Below are 18,564 nucleotides of genomic sequence, written 5' to 3'. Positions count from 1 at the left end.
CCTCGCCTGGCAGATCACTGCCGGGCTGAGACGGACTTGTGGGAAGGAGCGGCGCGATGCGACCGCAAGAACTGGTCGATGCCGTGGTCAAGGCGTACGACGTGCGCGGACTGGTCGGGGAGCAAATCGATGCCGACTTCGTTCGCGACGTCGGTGGCGCCTTCGCCCGACTGATGCGCGAGGAGGGCGCGACCGCCGTGGTGATCGGCCACGACATGCGTGATTCCTCGCCGGCGCTGTCCGAGGCGTTCGCGGCCGGCGTGGTCGCGCAGGGCCTCGACGTCACCCTCATCGGCCTCGCGTCCACCGACCAGCTCTATTACGCGTCGGGCGTACTCGATCGCCCCGGTGCGATGTTCACCGCGAGCCATAATCCGGCCGCCTACAACGGCATCAAGCTCTGCCGCGCGGGTGCGAAGCCGGTCGGGCAGGAGACCGGGCTGGCGACCATCGCGGCCGAGCTGGTCGCCGGGGTGCCCGAGTATGCGGGCGAGGCCGGAACGATCACCCGCGCGGACATGCTCGACGGCTATGCCGAGTACCTGCAGCAGCTGGTCGATCTGACGCAGTCGCGGCCGCTGGTCGTCGCGGTCGACGCCGGCAACGGCATGGCCGGGCACACTGTGCCGAAGGTGCTGTCGACGATCGTGTCGCTCGATATCCGGCCCCTGTATTTCGAACTCGACGGTTCGTTCCCGAACCACGAGGCCAACCCGCTGGATCCGGCGAACATCGTCGATCTGCAGCGATTCGTGCTCGATCAGGGTGCCGACATCGGCCTGGCGTTCGACGGCGATGCGGACCGCTGCTTCGTGGTCGACGAGCAGGGCAACGCGGTGTCGCCGTCGGCGATCACCGCCCTGGTCGCCCATCGTGAGCTGGCCGCGCACCCGGGTTCGACGATCATCCACAACCTGATCACCTCCCGCGCGGTGCCCGAACAGGTCGGTGAGTGGGGTGGGCAGCCGGTGCGGACCCGGGTCGGTCACTCGTTCATCAAGGCGCAGATGGCCGAGACCGGTGCCGTGTTCGGCGGAGAGCACTCGGCGCACTACTACTTCCGCGAGTTCTGGGGCGCCGACTCCGGCATGTTGGCCGCGATGCACGTGCTGGCTGCGCTCGGCGAGTCGGACCGCCCGTTGTCCGAGGTGATGGCCCAGTACGAGCGTTATGCATCGTCCGGCGAGATCAATTCGACGGTCAGTGATGCCGCCGCGGCGACGGAGGCGGTCATCGCCGAGTTCGGCGACCAGGTCGCCGAGATCGATCGCCTGGACGGCGTCACCGTCTCTCTGGCCAATGGGGCCTGGTTCAACCTGCGGGCGTCGAACACGGAGCCGCTGCTGCGCCTGAACGTCGAGGCCGCCGATACCGACCAGGTGCAGGCGATCGTCGATCGGGTGCTGGGCGTGGTCCGGGGCCGCGCGGGCTGATCGGCCGATAGGCTGGACACCATGCTGACGGGCGTGCCCGATATCGATGATGCCGACGCGCTGGCGGCAGCCGACGTGGATGGACTGCTGCGCTCTACGGCCATGTCCGGAGCGACGATTCGGGCTGTGGCCGAGGCAGTTTCCGAGGGCGTCACCGCGCCGCTGAACGCGTTGCGACCGCGGGCGGTCGTCATCGTCACTGCCACTCGTGCCGCTCGCCTGGGCACGGAGGTCGTCGGGGCGCTCTTCGGTCCGCGGCTGGACGCGCCGCTGGTGCCGGCCCCGTCGCTGCCGACCTGGATCGGGCCGCTGGACGTCGTGGTTCTGCTCGGCGACGACGCCGGCGACCCGCGCCTGGTCGATGCGGCCGGGCGGGCCCTGCGCCGCCACGCCGAGGTCGTGATCGCGGCGCCGCTGGAAGGACCATTGGCAGAGGTGCTGGGGGACAAGGCGATCGACCTGTCTCCACGATTCGGGGCGACCATGGGCTCGCCGCTGATCCGGCACGCCGCGGCGCTGGTGGCCGTGTGCTCATCACTGTCCGCGGTGCGGGGGTCCACGGCGATGCCGCTCGCCCGGATCGCCGACGACCTGGACACGGAATCGGTGGCCGATCATCCGGACAGCGAACTGTTCCATAATGCCGCGAAGCTGCTCGCGGAGCGGTTACAGGACCGGTCGATCACCTGGGTCGGCGATACGCCGGGCACCTGCGCGGTCGCCGCCTATTTCGCCGAACGGGCTCTGGCCGTTTCCGGAATCGCTTGTGCCGCTGCTGAAGTCATGCAGGCGATGCGGGCGCCGGCCGGATCGGCGCCGACCGCCGATGCGCTGTTCCACGACCCGCAGATCGACGGTCCGGCACAGACCGTTCCCAACCGGTTCGAGGTGATCTCCGTGCCGGGTCGCGCCTGGTTGGCCGAACGGCGCACCGCGGCGGCACCCGACGTCGAGGTGCTGGTCGGTACCGAGTCCGAGACATCGGCGGCGGTGCCGCAGGTGTCGGAGATCGTCGAGAGCGATCAGCCCGATGACCTTGTCCCGCTGCTGATTCTGGTGCAGCGGATCGAGATGGCACTGGTCTATCTGCGACTGGTCGGGGGCCGTTGATGCGGCTGCTGACCGGTGCGATCAGGCCGTATGCCTGGGGATCGCGCACCGCCCTCGCGGAACTGCGCGGCGAGCCCACCCCGTCGCCGCACCCCGAGGCCGAGCTGTGGTTCGGCGCGCACCCGGGCGATCCGGCGACCGCGGCGCCGGAGAACATCAGCCTGTTGACGGTGATCGATGCCGACCCGGATGTGCAGCTCGGCGCGGTCTGTGTGGCCGAGTTCGGCGGACGCCTGCCGTTTCTGATGAAGGTGCTCGCCGCCGAGGAGCCGTTGTCGCTGCAGGCCCATCCGAGCAGCGAGCAGGCCCGGGAGGGCTTCGCCCGCGAGAACGCCGCCGGCATCGCGTTGAACGCACCTGAGCGCAACTACCGCGACGACAGTCATAAGCCCGAGCTGGTGGTCGCCCTGACCGAGTTCGAGGCGCTCGCCGGCTTCCGGGAGCCCGCCGAAACGATAGAACTGCTGCGGCTGCTGCAGGTCGCCGAACTCGACCCATACCTGGGAATGATTGCCGGAGAACCAGATTCGCAGGGGCTGCGGGCGCTGTTCACCACCTGGATCACCCTGCCGGAGGCGCTGCTGGCCAGGCTGGTCCCGGCCGTTCTCGACGGCGCCGTCGCCTATCTCGGCCGCGGCGAGACCCGCTTCGCCGCGGAACTGAAGACGGTCCTGCAGCTCGGTGAGGCCTATCCCGGCGACCCGGGGGTGCTCGCCGCCCTGCTGCTCAACCGGATCCATCTGAATCCGGGGCAGGGGATATTCATGTCGGCGGGCAACCTGCATGCCTACCTCAGCGGATCGGCCGTGGAGATCATGGCCAACTCCGACAACGTCCTCCGCGGTGGCCTGACGCCGAAGCATGTCGATGTCGCCGAGTTGCTAAAGGTCCTCGATTTTCACCCGGTGCGGCCCGAGGATCTGGCGCCGCGGGTGTCCGAACTGGGTGCCGAGCAGATCTACGAGACCTCCGTCCCCGAGTTCCGGATGTCGCGAATCGAGTTGGACGGCACCGGAATGCTTCGGCCGGAATCGATCTCGTTCGACATGCCCGGCCCGCAGATCCTGGTCTGTGTGCAGGGCGCGATCGAATTGCGCAGCACCGCCGAAACGCTGACCGTGCGGTCCGGCGCGGCAGTCTGGCTGGCCGACGGCGACCCCGACGTGGTGGTGCGGGCATCGTCGGCGCGCGCGGTGTTCTTCCGCGGAATCGTGCCCGTCCCGGCATGATCGGCTAGGCGCGTTCGGCGGCGAGTACGAGTTCGTCGGCCGCGTCGTCGGGGCCGACGAACCATGCCCGCTCGTCGCCTGTGGTGACCATCGTGACCGGCACCGAGTGTCCGTTCGCGGTGACCACGAAATCCTGTGCGGTGCCGCTGTTCTGCGTGATGCGCAGATCCGCGGCCGGCCCATCGGATGTCGTGACCGTCAGGACTGTCGGGGCGAATGCCGTTGTGCCCGAACCCGTACTGCCCGGTCGGATGCCGTCCAGCACGACCAGATCGAATGGGCTCCGGGCGGGTTCGGCAGTGGTGATCCGTAACCACTGGCTGTCGCCGATCGATGCGGCCAGCGGCAGCCACCGATCCGGTCGGTCGGTGTGGACGACGATGCGGGCGCCGATCGCTATGGCGCGCACCACGATCTGGCGGATCAACGAGATATCGGCGGTCACCGAAACGGTGGCCACGGCCGGCCCGAAGATCGGCGCGAACACCGCGGCGCCGGTCGGGTGGGCGCCCAGGAGCTGCCCGCAGCCGCCGGGCGCCAGCGACAGCACGCCGAGATCGGAGCGGGAGACGATGCGGCCCGGTGGCAGATCGACGGGGTCCGGGCCACCCGGCAACGAGGCGGCGAGCGCATGCCGTTGCCGCCCGAACAGTCGGTGCGCGCCGGGACCGGCGTCCGGCAGGTCGCCGGTCGCAGTATGCCGGAGAAGACCGCTGATCGTGATGCGTTCGCCGGAAGCGGGCGCCAGGGTCAGCGTCAGCGAGGTGGTGTCGGCCGGGACCGCCCAGCAGGTGGCCAGGATCTCGGGAATCGCCTCGGGCGCTATGGAATACGTGGCAGTACGGCGCACTCCGGATGCCATCGAGCCGAGATCCTCCGACAGCTTTCGCGGGTGCTGGCCGTCCAGCAGATCGAGTTCGGCTCGGTCGACATCGGCGGCGTTCAACGGGCGCGCGCGGTATCCGGAATCGCGCAGCCGATGCACCAGGCGCCGGGTGGCCAGCGTCGCGGCTCGATGCGTCCCGGCGGTGCCGCCGCCGCGTCGGGCGACCGCGGCCGGGTTGTCGTGCGGGTCGAGCCGAAGCAGCAGATAGGTGGCTCGGTGCGCGGCGACGGGCAGCGGACCGACGATGCGGTGATACACCTTCGCCAGCGGGCTGTGCGGGTGCAGCCGTCGGGCATGCGAGATCACGTCGATCGACGCCAGACGAATATCGGGCTGGCGCAACGAGTCAGCGATCAGATCGAGCGGCAGCGGCCGCTGGGCACCGCCGTACCGATCGCCGGGCCGGCCATGCGGGCTGATCGCCGCGATCGACGGCCCCGATGCGTCGATGGCGATCACGGTGGCGACGGTGGTGCCGTTCCAGCGCGTGCCGATCGGACCGTCCGGTGTGGCGACCTCGACGGTGGGACCCGTCATCGGTGTATCCGGGAGCCGGCCGCGTAGCAGGAAGGCCGAGCGTGCCCGGAGGGTGCGGGCGATCGGCGTGCCGGCGATGCCGAGGGCGATCGTGGTCATCGCGGCGAGCGCAACGGCCCACCACGGGGCGTTCAGACCGATCGCGGCTCCTGCCGCGGTCGCGGTGAGAATCTCGAGGATCACGAGCTGGCGGACACCGGGCACGCGCGTATTTGGCATCCGACGGTCACTGGGCATTTCGACCCCTTCGATCGATGTCCGAATTGCCCGATATGCTAGCCCGGCATGCGGGCGGTGGTTCAACGGGGCACCGCCCCCTGGCGAAAGGGGAGCCGTGCCGGCGAAGCTGACGACAGCCGCCCAGGTCAACGGGTACCGATTCATCGTGCGCCGCCTGGAGCACGCGCTGGTCCGATGGGATCCGCGAATGCTGCACGACCCGATGCGGGCTCAGGGTCGGGCGTTCGCGGTCGGGCTGGTGCTGGCGATCCTCGCGCTGGCCGGCTGCGCCGTGTACGGGCTGATCCGGCCGCAGGGCACGGTCGGCGACGCGCATATCGTCGCGGCCCGCGGCAGCGGAGCGCTCTATGTCGTGGTCGACGGCACACTGCATCCCGCGCTCAATCTTGCGTCGGCGCGGCTGGTGACGAATTCCGCCGAATCGCCGAAGCTGGTCGGCGACAAGAAGTTGCGGTCGTATCCGCGCGGCCCGTTGTTGGGCATTCCCGGAGCTCCGGCGGCGCTGCCCGGTCCCACCGGCGGCGACCGCTCGTCCTGGGCGGTGTGCGACACGCTGTCCGGCAGCGCTGCTTCGGGAACGGTCAACCTCGCCGTGCTCGGGACCCGGCCGCGGCTGAATGAGCGGGTTCGGCCGGCTGGCGCGAATGAGGCTGTGCTGGTGCGGATATCCGGCGCGGACGTCGCACCGGATGCCGATGGCGGCGAGCGGACCTACCTGCTGTTCGGGGATCGTCGGGCGCGGGTCGATCTCGCCGATCCGGCAGTGCGAAAGATCCTGCGGCTCGAGGGCGTGTTGCCGCGGCCGGTGAGCGCGGGACTGCTCAACGCATTTCGGGAGGTGCCGCCCATCGTGGTGCCGGGGATCGTCGGACGCGGCGCCCCCGCCGCGTTGCGGCATCCGGGTGTCGGCGTCGGGTCGGTGGTGCGGGTGAGCGGCGTCGGCGGCGACTCCGACTTCTATGTGGCGTTCGCCGACGGCGTGCAACGGGTCGGGCGGCTCGCGGCGGAACTGGTCCGCAGCGCCGACTCGGCGGGTGCATCGGAAGTCCCGTCGATCGCGCCGGCGGCGGTGGCGGGTCTGCCGATCGTGAACCATCTTGCGGTGCAGGACTTTCCGTCGACCGCGCCCAAGGTGGCACCCCTCGATGAGGTGGTGACCTGCCTGGGTTGGGAGCGCGGCGACGATCGGCCCGGCGTCGGCACGCTGTTGCTTGGTCGTGGGCTGCCGTTGCCCGCCGGTTCGACGGCGGTGCGGCCCTCCTCGGCCGACGGGCCGGGACCGGGGGTGGATCAGGTCTACGTGCCGCCGGGTACGGGGCGGTACGTCCAGGTGACCGGCTCGGTCCCGGATTCGCCGCGCGCCGAGTCGTTGTTCTACGTGACGGATTCGGGTGTGCGGCACGGGGTTTCCGACCCGCATGCGGGGGCGATCCTGGGGCTGGGAGAGCGGCCGGCGCCGGTGCCCTGGGCGGTGGTGTCGCTACTGCCCGCCGGGCCGATTCTCTCCCGAGCCGCGGCATTGGTCAGCCACGACGGCATCGAGCCCGATGCCGCGGGTGCGGTATTCGAGCTCCCGCGGCAGCGGAACTAGTCGGCGGGTGGCGGGCGCAGGCTGTCGACCAGCTGGTCCCACTGGTCGGCGAGGTGGGTGAGGGAGGCGCCGCCGGACAGCAGATGCTGCACCGCGTGCGCCTGCAGCGGAGCGAGGACGCTGAGCACCAGAAGTTCGTTGGGTCGGTCGAACCCCAACTGCTGCAAAAGCATTCGTACATGCATTGCGGACGCTTGGTAGGCGGGATGGCCGAATCCGGCGCCCTCGGAGTCCGCGGATGACAGGACGTCGACATGCGTCTGCACGAAGTTCAGTCGGGCGCGGCCGAATGCCAGCAGTCGATCCCGTGCCGGCGCGCCCGGACCCAGGGGCGGGGGGCCGGTGATGAAGCCCTGCTGAAATTCCTGCTCGTCGTGATCGAGCAGCGCGAGCATCAGTCCGGCGCGGCTGCCGAAGCGGCGGAACACGGTGCCCTTGCCGACGCCGGCCTCGCGGGCGAGGGTGTCCATCGACAGATCCTCGACGCCGTCCCGGGTGATCAGCTTCCGGGCAGCCTGCAGGAGCGCCTCGCGGTTGCGGGCCGCGTCGGCGCGCTCGCATGCGCTGCGCCCGAACAGCAGTTCGGGCGTAGTCGGTTGTTCGGCGGCCTCGGACACAGGTTGATCGTAGTCTGACCGCCGATCGGGAATATCCGGACCCCAGTCCGAATTGAACTTGGGGTATGCGGGCCGCAGCGGCCACGATATCTATGCGAAAGGCAAGCTCATGAGTGATTCGAAGTCGGTACTTGTTCTGGTCGGAAGCCTGCGGGCGGCGTCGGTGAACCGTGCCCTGGCAGAAGCGCTGGCCGCGAACGCGCCGGCCGGCGTCGCCGTGAGTGTTTACGACGGCCTCGGCGACCTGCCGTTTTACAACGAGGACGTCGACGTGGCGCCGGGCGACGGTGAGCTGCCGGCCGCGGTGACGAAGTTCCGCGAGGCGGTCGGCGCCGCCGACGCCGTGCTCATCGTCACCCCGGAGTACAACGGCACCATCCCCGCGGTGCTCAAGAACGCGATCGACTGGGGCTCGCGGCCCTATGGCGCCGGGGCGCTGGCCGGCACTCCGACCGGTGTGATCGGCTCGGCGATCGGCCGCTTCGGCGGAAAGTGGGCCAAGGACGACACGCGCCGCTCGCTCGGCGTGGCCGGCGCGAAGGTCGTCGAGGAGCTGTCCGTCGAGCTGCCCGCCGAGGTCACCACGGGTACTCCGGTCGCCGATGTGCCCGGCGTCATCGATCTGCTCCGCGGCGCCGTCGAGGAACTCGTCGCGGCTGAGGTCGTCGCCGCGTAGTCGACACGCTCCTACATCTGGCCCCGATGGTGCGCGAAAGCGCATCAGCGGGGCTTTTTGTGATCTACGACACGCCCGAGCGACACGCCCGGGTGAGCCTGCGACCAGCGAGTTTCATGAATGTTATTCGCAAGTCCTTGTGGTGGCTGGACTTGTCGGACACTAGGTGTAGTGTTTCGAGGACCGGCAAGCCCTACGGAAACCGTAGAGTTGGTGTGGCGGAGAGCGGGACGCAGATCCACGATCTGCAAGAACGCCCAAAGGGTCGTCGGGGCCGGCGAACGTGTCGGATAGGTCCGGAAAACTGATGTCCTCAGCTCGACGAAAGGTCTTACCAGTGAGCACCTCTGTTGCGACTATCACCGTCTACACCAAGCCTGCCTGCGTGCAGTGCAATGCCACCTACAAGGCGCTCGACAAGCATGGCCTGCAGTACGAGGTCGTCGACATCAGCCAGGACTCCGACGCTCGCGACTACGTGATGGCGCTCGGTTATCTGCAGGCGCCGGTCGTCGTGGTCGGTGACGATCACTGGTCGGGTTTCCGTCCCGATCGCATCAAGTCGCTCGCCGCGCAGGCCGCCTGACCGGAGCCAGGGAGGTCGGTATGCACGAAGAGCCGGCCCCGCCGCCCGCGGGCGGCGCCGCGACAGCGGCCACCGGCGCGGTAGCCACGGTGGAGCGTGGGGAAGTGCTCCTACTGGTCTACTTCTCGTCGGTCTCGGAGAACACGCATAGGTTCGTCGAGAAGCTCGGACTGCGCGCCCGGCGTATCCCGGTCCAGGGCGAGCTTCTCGTCGATGAGCCCTTCGTCCTCATCACTCCCACCTACGGCGGGGGCAAGATCACCGATCCGGCGAAGTCGGGGTTCGTCCCGAAGCAAGTCATTCGATTTCTCAACAACACGACCAACCGTTCCCACATCCGCGGCGTGATCGCGGCGGGGAATACCAATTTCGGCGAAGAGTTCTGCTACGCAGGGGACATCATCGCGGCGAAGTGTCGAGTGCCCTATCTGTATCGGTTCGAATTGATGGGTACTGAACACGATGTGATGCGCGTTCGCGAAGGACTGGCCTCCTTCTCCGAGCAACTGAATACCGAGCACTAATCGGCAGCGAAACATCCAGCAAGACAGTGAAATATCCGGCAAGACAGGGAGATCAGTAGTGTCGCCAACAGCAACGAGTGTTGAGAACGCATCAGGCGCCCGCACCGGCACGAACGTCGGCCCGTCGGGGCACGATTCGGACGAGCTGGACTATCACGCGCTCAATGCGATGCTCAACCTGTATGACGCCGACGGCAAGATCCAGTTCGACAAGGATCGTGAAGCGGCGCATCAGTACTTCCTGCAGCACGTCAACCAGAACACGGTCTTCTTCCACAACCTGGACGAGAAGCTCGACTACCTGGTTGAGGAGAACTATTACGAGCCAGAGGTTCTGGACAAGTACGACCGCCAGTTCGTCAAGGATCTGTTCGACGCGGCGTACGCCAAGAAGTTCCGCTTTCCGACCTTCCTCGGCGCGTTCAAGTACTACACCAGCTACACGCTGAAAACGTTCGACGGCAAGCGGTACCTGGAGCGTTTCGAGGACCGCGTCTGCATGGTGGCGCTGACCCTGGCCGACGGTGACCGCGTGCTCGCCCGGCAGCTGGTCGACGAGATCATCGACGGTCGCTTCCAGCCGGCCACCCCGACCTTCCTCAACTCGGGCAAGAAGCAGCGCGGCGAGCCGGTGTCGTGCTTCCTGCTGCGCATCGAGGACAACATGGAGTCGATCGGTCGGTCGATCAACTCGGCGCTGCAGCTGTCCAAGCGCGGCGGCGGAGTCGCGTTGCTGCTCAGCAATATTCGCGAGCACGGTGCGCCGATCAAGAAGATCGAGAACCAGAGCAGCGGCGTCATCCCGATCATGAAGCTGCTCGAGGACTCGTTCAGCTACGCCAACCAGCTCGGTGCCCGCCAGGGCGCCGGCGCGGTGTACCTGCATGCGCATCACCCGGATATCTACCGGTTCCTCGACACCAAGCGTGAGAACGCCGACGAGAAGATCCGGATCAAGACGCTCAGCCTCGGCGTCGTGATCCCGGACATCACGTTCGAGCTGGCCAAGAACAACGACGACATGTATCTGTTCAGCCCTTATGACGTCGAGCGCATCTATGGGGTGCCGTTCGCCGACATCAACGTCACCGAGAAGTACCACGAGATGGTGGAGGACAAGCGGATTCGCAAGTCCAAGATCAAGGCTCGCGAGTTCTTCCAGACGCTGGCCGAGCTGCAGTTCGAGTCGGGCTACCCGTACATCATGTACGAGGACACGGTGAACAAGGCGAATCCGATCGCCGGCAAGATCACCCACTCGAACCTGTGCTCGGAGATCCTGCAGGTGTCGACGGCGTCGACGTTCAACGATGATCTGTCGTATTCCGCGGTGGGCAAGGACATCTCGTGCAACCTCGGTTCGTTGAACATCGCCAAGACGATGGACTCGCCGGACTTCGGGCAGACCATCGAGGTGTCGATCCGCGGCTTGACCGCCGTGTCGGATCAGACGTCGATCACCTCGGTGCCCTCGATCGAAAAGGGCAACAACGACTCTCACGCCATCGGCCTCGGGCAGATGAATCTGCACGGCTACCTGGCGCGCGAGCGGATCTACTACGGCTCCGATGAGGGTGTCGATTTCACCAACATCTACTTCTACACCGTGCTGTACCACGCGATTCGGGCGTCGAACAAGATCGCCCGGGAGCGCGGCAAGGCCTTCGCCGGCTTCAAGGATTCGAAGTACGCCAGCGGCGAGTTCTTCGACAAGTACACCGAGAAGCCGTGGGAGCCGAAGACCGAGAAGGTCCGGGATCTGTTCGGCCAGGCGGGGATTCATATCCCGACCCAGGACGACTGGCGTGAGCTGAAGGCCGCGGTTGCCGAGCACGGCATCTACAACCAGAACCTGCAGGCGGTCCCACCGACCGGCTCGATCAGCTACATCAACCACTCGACCAGCTCGATCCACCCGGTCGCCGCGAAGATCGAGATCCGCAAGGAAGGCAAGATCGGTCGCGTCTATTACCCGGCGCCGTACCTCACCAACGACAACCTGGACTACTACCAGGACGCGTACGAGATCGGCTACGAGAAGATCATCGACACCTACGCCGCCGCCACGCAGCATGTGGACCAGGGCCTGTCGCTGACGCTGTTCTTCAAGGACACCGCCACCACCCGTGACGTCAACAAGGCGCAGATCTACGCCTGGCGCAAGGGAATCAAGACCCTCTACTACATCCGCCTGCGGCAGATGGCCCTCGAAGGCACCGAGGTCGAGGGCTGCGTCAGCTGCATGCTGTAGCGCTTACCGACAAACCCTGAACGCGGCGACGTCCCCCACCGGAAATCGGGTGGGGGACGTCGCCGTGGGTGGGGTCTATCGGTGCTGAGCGATCCGCTTGAGGAAGCCGGGGCCGCGTGCTGTGATATTTCGATGATCAGCGCGCTGGCCACGTCGGAGCCCGTCGGTGCACCGGGCGTCGGATAGCCCCCTGTCGGTGCGGCCGACATGGAGGTGGACCGGATATCGGTACTTCCCGTATGCAGCGCGACACGATCGGCAGTGGTGGGTGCTTCGGCTGAATTGGGGCTTCCCGGAGCACGACCTATTCACGCTGTTCATCGATGGCCGCGCCATCGGCGACATCACGCCGCCGACTCGGCCGGAGAAGCCGTTCGAGTTGAGTGTCGCGCCATTGCGGCCATTCAGCGGACCCGCTGGGCCCGTGATGGACGCGCAGACGGCCAAGGATGCGGTCGGCGCGCTGACTCGGTATGCCGACTACGGGAGTGAGCGGGACGATCCGTGCATGTTCTGCTCGTCCGACGGCGACGACGGCGCCGATCTGTGGGTGGATAAGACGTAGGTTGAACTACTGCAGCCGAAATCGCAGGGCCGCAGCAACATCCGCGGATGCCTCGACGAGAATCGCGCAGCGCTCGCCGATGCTGGATGCGGTGAGGGCGCGGTGCCTGTCCGATTGCGAGATCGGCAGCGCGGCGGCCAGCGCGAACGAGCATTCCGACGGGTCGTCGGGCAGGGCCAGCGGCGCGGGCTCCGGCGCCCGGCGTTCCGCACGGTCGGCGAGTTCGCGCCACAGGTCGAGCAGTTCCTCCCGCGCGGCGACGACCCAGTCGCGTTCGGTCGGCCAGTCGCCATCGAAGGTCGGGTCGGGCCAGGGGGTGACGGCCGCGCGCGGGAATGGGGCATCCGGCAGCCACTCCGCGACCCGGATGCGCGCAATCCCCTGGCACGACAGGGCGAATCGCCGGGGCCCCATGGCGGTGTGGTCGACGATCTCGGCGACCGTGCCGACATCGGTGCGCACGTCGCCGCCGCCGACCTCGCTGCCGCGCTCGATCAGCACGACGCCGAACCGCCGGTCCGTCGCCAGGCACCGCTGCACCAGTTCGCGGTAGCGCGGCTCGAATACATGCAACGGCAACGGCTCGCCGGGCAGCAGTGTCGCTCCCAGCGGGAACATCGGCAGCTCATGCGTCGGACCCTGCGTGTCGGGCATGGTTCCAGCATGCCGTACCCGGAGCCTGCTGGAACCATGGGACATACAGCCGCCGGAGGAGCTATGCGTCGCGAGGGCCCGTATGTCCCATGGTTTCAGCGCGAGCCATGATGGTGAGATGACGAACATCGGCCCGGAGCAGTGGTTGTCGGCGTTGCGCAGCGAGGGTGACACGTTCGCGTCGGTGCCGGTCGATGCGCTCGACCGGCCGGTGCCGACCTGCCCGGAGTGGGATGTCGCCGAACTCATTCGGCATCTCGGCGGCGTGCATCGCTGGGTTCGTCGGACATTCCTCGGGACGACCGACGAGCCGCGGGTCAACCAGCATGAGCTCAGCGGGCAGGAGTTGGTGGACTGGTACCGGCCGAATCTCGATGCCATCGTCGCCGAGCTGACCGACCGCGACCCAGCCGAGCCCGTTCGCTCCTTCGTCGGCGATGCAACCGTCGGATTCTGGTGCCGGCGCCAGGCGCAGGAGACCGCGATGCACCGCTACGACCTCGACACCGCGATCCGGCCTGGCGACGAGCGGCCTATCGATTCCGCACTCGCGGCGGACGGCATCGACGAATGGCTGGAGCTGTTCGTGCCGCGGTTCCTCGGGCTCGGGCCCGGTATTCCCGCCGACATGGTCGGGATGACCATGCACCTGCACGCCGACGACATCGACGGCGGGGAATGGTCGCTGGCGCTCACCGCGGACGGAATCGACTGGAGCCGTGCGCATTCCAAGGCCGACGCCGCGCTCAGGGCCGGCGTGTCCGATCTGCTGCTCGCGGTCTGGCATCGCACGCCGCTATCGGACGTGCAGGTCTTCGGCGACCAGGCGGCGACGGCCAAGATCCTCGATCTGGTCCACGTCACCTAGTAGTCGGTCAGCTGAGCTGCCAGGCCAGCGCCGCGGCGACGGCACCCGCCCCGTTGGCCGCCCAGTGCAGCGCAATACTCGGCAGCAGGCTGTCCGTGCGCCAGCGCACCCAGCCGAGCACCACTCCGGCCGCGCCGGTGAATGCGACCGCGCCGAGGATGCCGAGCAGCATGCCGGCCGTCCCGCCGCCGACCACCGAGCCGATTCCTGCGTTGCCCGACGACAGCCCGGTCGACGAGACCACGTGCCACAGCCCGAACAGCACCGCCTGGACGCCGATCGCGAATCGGGCGGAGTGCCGGCGCAGCAGGGTTCCGGTGATGATGCCGCGGAACAGGAGTTCCTCGGGAATCACGGTCTGCAGCGGGATCAGGACGAACGCTGACAGCAGAGCGGAGTCCAGGTGCTTGTACGCGTCGTTGCGGAAGAGGACGCGGATCGGCGGGATCAGCAGGCCGACCGCGATCGCGGCGATGACGACCACGATGATCACCACCGCGTATCGGGCGCCGACCGCGGCCGCGCCGCGCGACAGGCCCAGGTCCCGCGGCCGCATGCCGGCCGCGAACGCCAGCGCGGTGGCGGCGAGCGCGATGAGGGTGACGATCCAGCGCGTCCACGTGTTGTGGGTGAAATGCATCGTCATCTCGCCGAGGAACATCACGACAAGGAGCCCGACGAGCGCGTAGATGTATCGACTCCCCGGCGCGTTGGGCATGGCAGTGAAGTGTATTCCCAGTGGTGGCTGTTCCGGCCGAATGTACGGCCTCGCAGCTAGCCCGCCGTGCTTCCGGGGCGCGCGATCAGGGCGCGCAGCTCGACGTCGACCTCGGCGATGGAGTCCGACAGTCTTCCTGATCCGTGGACCCAGCGCCGGAAGCCGGCGCTGAACACGGAGGCGGCGACCCGCGCGACGAGATCGGAAGTCTTTGCATCGCAACCACGTTCGAGATGGGCTTGGGTGATCGCGGTGGTCAACGCGGCCATCTTGAGGAGCTCGCGCTCCTGGAGTTCGCCCGACGATTCGATGATGCGCTGTCGTTGCCGCGAACGCGCGTGCAGTCCGTTGAACAGGTCATCGGACATCTCGCGAAACGCATCGATGGTGATCGTCCACGGGTCGCCGGGCGCTGCCGATTCGATCAGCCCGACCACCCGGTTCTGCATGGTGTTCGACCTGTCGAAGAGCACCTCGCGCTTGTCCGTGAAGTGCCGGAAGAAAGTCCGTTCGGTGACGCCGACCTCCGCGGCGATCTGCGCGACCGTCACGTTGTCGTACCCGTGCTCGGTGAACAGCGTGATCGCCGCCGCGGTCATGCGGCCATGTGCATCGGGTTCCCAGCGGGCCATGAAGTGATCATAGAGGTGATGACAGTTTGTGACATCAGGCGTATGGTGAGTGATGTCAGGTTCTGACATCACTCGACCAGAAAGACATCACCATGAAGATCTTCATCACCGGCGCGTCCGGGCACATCGGTGCGGCCGTGACCGACGAATTGCTTGCCGCGGGGCACGGCGTCATCGGTCTGGCGCGCTCGGAATCATCGGCGAAGGCGTTGGCGGACAAGGGGGTGGAGGTCGTGCAGGGCGACTTGGACGACACCGATCTCCTGCGGGAGCAGGCGGTGGCGTCCGATGGCGTTATTCATCTGGCGTTCAAGCACGAGCTGATGCGAACGGGTGAGTACCTGGGCGCGATCGACGCGGACATGCGCGCCATCACGGCGCTCGCCGACGGACTCCGGAACTCCGACAAGCCGTTCGTCGGCACGTCAGGATCGCTGGCGCTGGCGGGCACCGGGTTGGACCCGGCGACGGAGGACGTCGAGCTGCCGGCCGGTCCTCGTGTGGATGCCGAGAATTTCGTGATCGGTCTCGCCGACAGCGGCGTGCGGTCATCGGTGGTTCGCCTGGCGCCGACCGTGCACAGCGATCTCGATCACCACGGGTTCGTGCCGACACTGATCGAGTTCGCCCGGCAGCACGGGCATTCGGCGTACATCGGTGACGGCGCCAACCGGTGGCCGGCGGTGCACACGTTGGACGCCGCCCGGTTGTATCGGCTTGCGGTGGAGTCGGCGCCCGGCGGCAGCCGCCTGCACGGTGTCGCGGAGAGTGGCATCGCGTTCCGCGATATCGCTGAGGCGATCGGGAAGGGGCTCGGGGTGTCGGCGATCAGCGTCGGACCCGACGAGGCCGAGAAATACCTCGGCTTCCTCAAGGACTTCGCCGGGTTCGACAACCCCACCTCCAGTGAGTTGACGCAACAGCGGCTCGGGTGGCGACCGACCGGTGCGGGGCTGCTTGATGACATCGCGGCAGGTCACTACTTCGCCGCCGCCCTCTGATCCATGATCTGGGGATCGACTTGCGTCACATCCACCACATCTTGTGGTCGACGGGAGAAAATTGAGGAGTGTCGATCCCCAATCGGGGGCGGCGAACGCCTAGATTGGTCACTATCTAACCGACCCCGATAGATCCGTGAGGAACCCGATGTCGACCACCTCTCACAGCCCTGCTGATGGTTCGCCGATCAAGCTCGTCAGCCGGGTATCGGCGATCAACTGGAACCGCGTTCCGGATGACAAGGATGCTGAGGTCTGGGACCGGCTCACCGGCAACTTCTGGCTGCCGGAGAAGGTGCCGGTGTCCAACGACATCCCCTCGTGGAACACCCTCACCGACCACGAGAAGCAGCTCACCATGCGGGTTTTCACCGGTTTGACGCTGTTGGACACCATCCAGGGCACGGTCGGCGCGGTGTCGCTGATCCCGGATGCGGTGACCCCGCACGAGGAGGCGGTGTACACCAACATCGCATTCATGGAGTCGGTGCACGCGAAGAGCTACAGCTCGATCTTCTCGACGCTGTGTTCCACCAAGGAGATCGACGAGGCCTTCCGCTGGTCGGAGGAGAACGAGAATCTGCAGCGCAAGGCGCGGATCGTCATGGACTACTACCGGGGCGACGACCCGCTCAAGCGCAAGGTCGCCTCGACGCTGCTCGAGTCCTTCCTCTTCTACAGCGGCTTCTACCTGCCGATGTACTGGTCGTCGCGCGCCAAGCTCACCAACACCGCAGACCTGATCCGCCTGATCATTCGCGACGAGGCCGTCCACGGCTACTACATCGGCTACAAGTACCAGCGCGGCCTGGAGGTGCAGACCCCCGAGCGCCGGCAGGAACTCAAGGACTACACCTTCGAGTTGCTGTTCGACCTCTATGACAACGAGACCGACTACACCGAGTCGCTCTACGACGAGGTCGGCCTGTCCGAGGACGTCAAGAAGTTCTTGCGCTACAACGCGAATAAGGCCCTGAACAACCTCGGTTACGAGGCGATGTTCCCGCGCGACGAGACGGATGTGAACCCGGCGATCCTGTCGGCGCTGTCGCCGAACGCGGACGAGAACCACGACTTCTTCTCGGGTTCCGGCTCGAGCTACGTGATCGGCAAGGCCGTCAACACCGAAGACGAGGACTGGGACTTCTAACCCGGCAGACCGAAGCACGCCAACCGAAAAGCACAGCAGCGCAGGAATCATCCTGCGCCGCTGTGCTTGTGGTTGGAGCAGATCAGGGCACGCTGATGTACGACTGCACCGGGGTCTGACCGCCGGTGGCGAAGCCGATCACCGCGTAACCCGAGCCGGGGTTGATGGTGAACTGCGTCGGCTTGGAGCCGGTGACGGCGACCCGGTTGGTCTGCTGGCCGGTGAACGGTTGGCGGGGAACCATCCAGGATGTGGTGAGGTCGGCCTGGCAGCCCGGCGAGTTCGCGCCCTGCGGGGTGACGACGATGGTCGCCTGGCCCTTCTTGGCGGGGTCGGTGAGGATCTGGGTCTTGACCGAGCCCTGGCAGCCGCCCAGCCCGTACACCCACACGGTGTTGCCGAACGACATCAGCGTGGGCGCCGGCCCGGGAGCGGCGGTGGCGACCGCGGCGCCGGCGGCGAGGCCGGCACCGGCCAGGCCGGCCGCGGCGGCGATGGTGGTTGCAGTACGTGCAATGGTGTTCACGGGGATCACCATAGAGAACCGTCACTGATCTGCAAACCGGTGATCCGGTGCCCCACAAGCGGTTTCATCAGTGGTTCAGTGGTTGTTCACCAACTGTTGCCGTCCGCGACATGTAGCGATGCTTACGAGACATCGGGGGCGGCGAGGGCCGGGAACCAGATGTCGGTGAGCACCTCGACCGCCGTCTCCCGCGGCACCTCGATCGTGCCGTACAGGGCCCAGCGGGCGAAGAATCGTTCCAGCTGCGCGACGAGAAGCTCGATGCGTAGCCGGGCCTCTTCGCGCTGATCCTCGGGCCAGCGCGCCAGATAACGCGGCATCGCTTCGGGCAGCGCGTGCAGCCCTTCGCGCGCGGTGGCGGTGAATTCGGGTTCGAGCGCGGTCGCCTGATTCCAGGCGGCGAGCATGTCCTTGTGGGTGTCGAACCATGCCGTGGCATCGGTCAGCCAGCGGGCGAAGGCATCTCGTGATCCGGTCGCCAGCACGGCGTCGAGGGTCGCGTAGAACTCGACGGCGCTCTGGACGTCGTTCTCGCTGACCGCCCGCAGGATGTCGACTTTGCCGGGGAAGTGCAGGTAGAAGGTCGCGCGGCTGCAGCCCACATCCGATGCGATGTCGTCGATGGTGACGGCCGCGTACCCGCGGGTGGCGAACTGTATGCGCGCGGCCTCGATCAGCCTGCTGCGCGTTGCTCGTTTCTGCTCTTCCCGGAGCGCCCCGCGGCGCCGCGCGGACGGGGTTGGTCTCGTCACGATTCCACCTTCTCACGT

At 67.1% G+C, this 18,564-nt stretch carries 19 protein-coding genes; 12 read left to right on the top strand and 7 right to left on the bottom strand.

What is annotated here, in order from left to right; translation table 11 throughout:
- Nucleotides 1–56 precede the first annotated feature (56 nt).
- Genes G341_RS0110280 through manA form a run of 3 tightly spaced genes read left to right on the top strand, consistent with a single transcriptional unit; the run spans nucleotide 57 to nucleotide 3,772 of the window.
- Nucleotides 57–1,433 (top strand): phosphomannomutase/phosphoglucomutase, encoded by a 1,377-nt coding sequence (locus G341_RS0110280; protein ID WP_018179052.1) that lies wholly within the window; start codon nucleotides 57–59, stop codon nucleotides 1,431–1,433.
- A 21-nt stretch (nucleotides 1,434–1,454) separates the two neighbouring features.
- Nucleotides 1,455–2,543: a hypothetical protein gene (locus G341_RS0110275; RefSeq protein ID WP_018179051.1), complete on the top strand. Its 1,089-nt coding sequence runs from the start codon at nucleotides 1,455–1,457 to the stop codon at nucleotides 2,541–2,543.
- Nucleotides 2,543–3,772 carry a mannose-6-phosphate isomerase, class I gene (gene manA, locus G341_RS0110270; protein WP_018179050.1) on the top strand — a complete coding sequence of 410 codons (1,230 nt, stop codon included), beginning with the start codon at nucleotides 2,543–2,545 and terminating at the stop codon, nucleotides 3,770–3,772. The genes G341_RS0110275 and manA overlap by 1 nt, the downstream gene beginning before the upstream one ends.
- 4 nt (nucleotides 3,773–3,776) lie before the next feature.
- Here the strand turns inward: manA and eccE are convergent, their stop codons facing one another.
- The gene (gene eccE / locus G341_RS0110265; RefSeq protein ID WP_162140711.1) at nucleotides 3,777–5,414 is read right to left on the bottom strand and encodes a type VII secretion protein EccE; all 1,638 of its coding nucleotides are present in this window, start codon (nucleotides 5,412–5,414) and stop codon (nucleotides 3,777–3,779) included.
- 115 nt (nucleotides 5,415–5,529) lie between these two features.
- Here eccE and eccB point away from each other — a divergent pair, with 115 nt between their 5' ends.
- Entirely contained in the window at nucleotides 5,530–7,026 is a 1,497-nt protein-coding gene (eccB, locus tag G341_RS0110260; protein WP_018179048.1) for a type VII secretion protein EccB, read from the top strand.
- On the opposite strand, the gene G341_RS0110255 is transcribed toward eccB, so the two are convergent.
- Nucleotides 7,023–7,643 carry a TetR/AcrR family transcriptional regulator gene (locus G341_RS0110255; RefSeq protein ID WP_018179047.1) on the bottom strand — a complete coding sequence of 207 codons (621 nt, stop codon included), beginning with the start codon at nucleotides 7,641–7,643 and terminating at the stop codon, nucleotides 7,023–7,025. The genes eccB and G341_RS0110255 overlap by 4 nt on opposite strands.
- Before the next feature lie 109 nt (nucleotides 7,644–7,752).
- On the opposite strand from G341_RS0110255, the gene G341_RS0110250 reads away from it, so the two are divergent.
- From G341_RS0110250 to G341_RS0110230, 5 genes are all read left to right on the top strand, one after another.
- Nucleotides 7,753–8,319 carry an NAD(P)H-dependent oxidoreductase gene (locus G341_RS0110250; protein ID WP_043451250.1) on the top strand — a complete coding sequence of 189 codons (567 nt, stop codon included), beginning with the start codon at nucleotides 7,753–7,755 and terminating at the stop codon, nucleotides 8,317–8,319.
- Between the two features lie 337 nt (nucleotides 8,320–8,656).
- Complete coding sequence (locus tag G341_RS0110245; protein WP_018179045.1) at nucleotides 8,657–8,905, top strand: redoxin NrdH; 249 nt, start codon at nucleotides 8,657–8,659, stop codon at nucleotides 8,903–8,905.
- 20 nt (nucleotides 8,906–8,925) lie between these two features.
- Nucleotides 8,926–9,429 (top strand): class Ib ribonucleoside-diphosphate reductase assembly flavoprotein NrdI, encoded by a 504-nt coding sequence (gene nrdI, locus G341_RS0110240; protein ID WP_018179044.1) that lies wholly within the window; start codon nucleotides 8,926–8,928, stop codon nucleotides 9,427–9,429.
- Between the two features lie 58 nt (nucleotides 9,430–9,487).
- Nucleotides 9,488–11,680: a class 1b ribonucleoside-diphosphate reductase subunit alpha gene (gene nrdE / locus G341_RS0110235; RefSeq protein WP_018179043.1), complete on the top strand. Its 2,193-nt coding sequence runs from the start codon at nucleotides 9,488–9,490 to the stop codon at nucleotides 11,678–11,680.
- Nucleotides 11,681–11,876: 196 nt separating this feature from the next.
- Nucleotides 11,877–12,245, top strand: coding sequence for a hypothetical protein (locus G341_RS0110230; RefSeq protein WP_245556961.1), 369 nt, complete (start codon nucleotides 11,877–11,879; stop codon nucleotides 12,243–12,245).
- 6 nt (nucleotides 12,246–12,251) lie between these two features.
- Here the strand turns inward: G341_RS0110230 and G341_RS0110225 are convergent, their stop codons facing one another.
- Nucleotides 12,252–12,899: an LON peptidase substrate-binding domain-containing protein gene (locus G341_RS0110225; RefSeq protein ID WP_018179041.1), complete on the bottom strand. Its 648-nt coding sequence runs from the start codon at nucleotides 12,897–12,899 to the stop codon at nucleotides 12,252–12,254.
- Nucleotides 12,900–13,017: 118 nt separating this feature from the next.
- Here G341_RS0110225 and G341_RS0110220 point away from each other — a divergent pair, with 118 nt between their 5' ends.
- The gene (locus G341_RS0110220; protein WP_245556960.1) at nucleotides 13,018–13,767 is read left to right on the top strand and encodes a maleylpyruvate isomerase family mycothiol-dependent enzyme; all 750 of its coding nucleotides are present in this window, start codon (nucleotides 13,018–13,020) and stop codon (nucleotides 13,765–13,767) included.
- Between the two features lie 7 nt (nucleotides 13,768–13,774).
- On the opposite strand, the gene G341_RS0110215 is transcribed toward G341_RS0110220, so the two are convergent.
- Nucleotides 13,775–14,485, bottom strand: coding sequence for a CPBP family intramembrane glutamic endopeptidase (locus G341_RS0110215; RefSeq protein ID WP_043451179.1), 711 nt, complete (start codon nucleotides 14,483–14,485; stop codon nucleotides 13,775–13,777).
- A 56-nt stretch (nucleotides 14,486–14,541) separates the two neighbouring features.
- Nucleotides 14,542–15,117: a TetR/AcrR family transcriptional regulator gene (locus G341_RS0110210; RefSeq protein WP_026303496.1), complete on the bottom strand. Its 576-nt coding sequence runs from the start codon at nucleotides 15,115–15,117 to the stop codon at nucleotides 14,542–14,544.
- 92 nt (nucleotides 15,118–15,209) lie between these two features.
- Here G341_RS0110210 and G341_RS0110205 point away from each other — a divergent pair, with 92 nt between their 5' ends.
- The gene (locus G341_RS0110205; protein WP_018179037.1) at nucleotides 15,210–16,118 is read left to right on the top strand and encodes an SDR family oxidoreductase; all 909 of its coding nucleotides are present in this window, start codon (nucleotides 15,210–15,212) and stop codon (nucleotides 16,116–16,118) included.
- A 148-nt stretch (nucleotides 16,119–16,266) separates the two neighbouring features.
- Nucleotides 16,267–17,268: a class 1b ribonucleoside-diphosphate reductase subunit beta gene (gene nrdF / locus G341_RS0110200; RefSeq protein ID WP_018179036.1), complete on the top strand. Its 1,002-nt coding sequence runs from the start codon at nucleotides 16,267–16,269 to the stop codon at nucleotides 17,266–17,268.
- A gap of 82 nt (nucleotides 17,269–17,350) precedes the next feature.
- Here nrdF and G341_RS0110195 read toward each other — a convergent pair whose 3' ends face one another.
- Both G341_RS0110195 and G341_RS0110190 read right to left on the bottom strand, forming a co-directional pair.
- Nucleotides 17,351–17,794, bottom strand: coding sequence for a hypothetical protein (locus tag G341_RS0110195; protein WP_155826914.1), 444 nt, complete (start codon nucleotides 17,792–17,794; stop codon nucleotides 17,351–17,353).
- A gap of 122 nt (nucleotides 17,795–17,916) precedes the next feature.
- Entirely contained in the window at nucleotides 17,917–18,546 is a 630-nt protein-coding gene (locus tag G341_RS0110190) for a TetR/AcrR family transcriptional regulator (RefSeq protein ID WP_018179034.1), read from the bottom strand.
- Between the last annotated feature and the right edge of the window lie 18 nt (nucleotides 18,547–18,564).

The sequence above is a fragment of the Jongsikchunia kroppenstedtii DSM 45133 genome (genome assembly GCF_000380485.1).
Lineage (GTDB): Bacteria > Actinomycetota > Actinomycetes > Mycobacteriales > Mycobacteriaceae > Jongsikchunia > Jongsikchunia kroppenstedtii.
Note: the sequence above shows the minus strand (reverse complement) of the source record. Positions and strands in the feature narration are given on the sequence as shown.

Coding starts and splice junctions, on each gene's coding strand:
- G341_RS0110280 (WP_018179052.1), top strand. CDS start 57: ATGCGACCGCAAGAACTGGTCGATGCCGTGGTCAAGGCGTACGACGTG.
- G341_RS0110275 (WP_018179051.1), top strand. CDS start 1,455: ATGCTGACGGGCGTGCCCGATATCGATGATGCCGACGCGCTGGCGGCA.
- manA (WP_018179050.1), top strand. CDS start 2,543: ATGCGGCTGCTGACCGGTGCGATCAGGCCGTATGCCTGGGGATCGCGC.
- eccE (WP_162140711.1), bottom strand. CDS start 5,414: ATGCCAAATACGCGCGTGCCCGGTGTCCGCCAGCTCGTGATCCTCGAG.
- G341_RS0110250 (WP_043451250.1), top strand. CDS start 7,753: ATGAGTGATTCGAAGTCGGTACTTGTTCTGGTCGGAAGCCTGCGGGCG.
- nrdI (WP_018179044.1), top strand. CDS start 8,926: ATGCACGAAGAGCCGGCCCCGCCGCCCGCGGGCGGCGCCGCGACAGCG.
- G341_RS0110225 (WP_018179041.1), bottom strand. CDS start 12,899: ATGCCCGACACGCAGGGTCCGACGCATGAGCTGCCGATGTTCCCGCTG.
- G341_RS0110220 (WP_245556960.1), top strand. CDS start 13,018: ATGACGAACATCGGCCCGGAGCAGTGGTTGTCGGCGTTGCGCAGCGAG.
- G341_RS0110215 (WP_043451179.1), bottom strand. CDS start 14,485: ATGCCCAACGCGCCGGGGAGTCGATACATCTACGCGCTCGTCGGGCTC.
- G341_RS0110210 (WP_026303496.1), bottom strand. CDS start 15,117: ATGGCCCGCTGGGAACCCGATGCACATGGCCGCATGACCGCGGCGGCG.
- G341_RS0110205 (WP_018179037.1), top strand. CDS start 15,210: ATGAAGATCTTCATCACCGGCGCGTCCGGGCACATCGGTGCGGCCGTG.
- nrdF (WP_018179036.1), top strand. CDS start 16,267: ATGTCGACCACCTCTCACAGCCCTGCTGATGGTTCGCCGATCAAGCTC.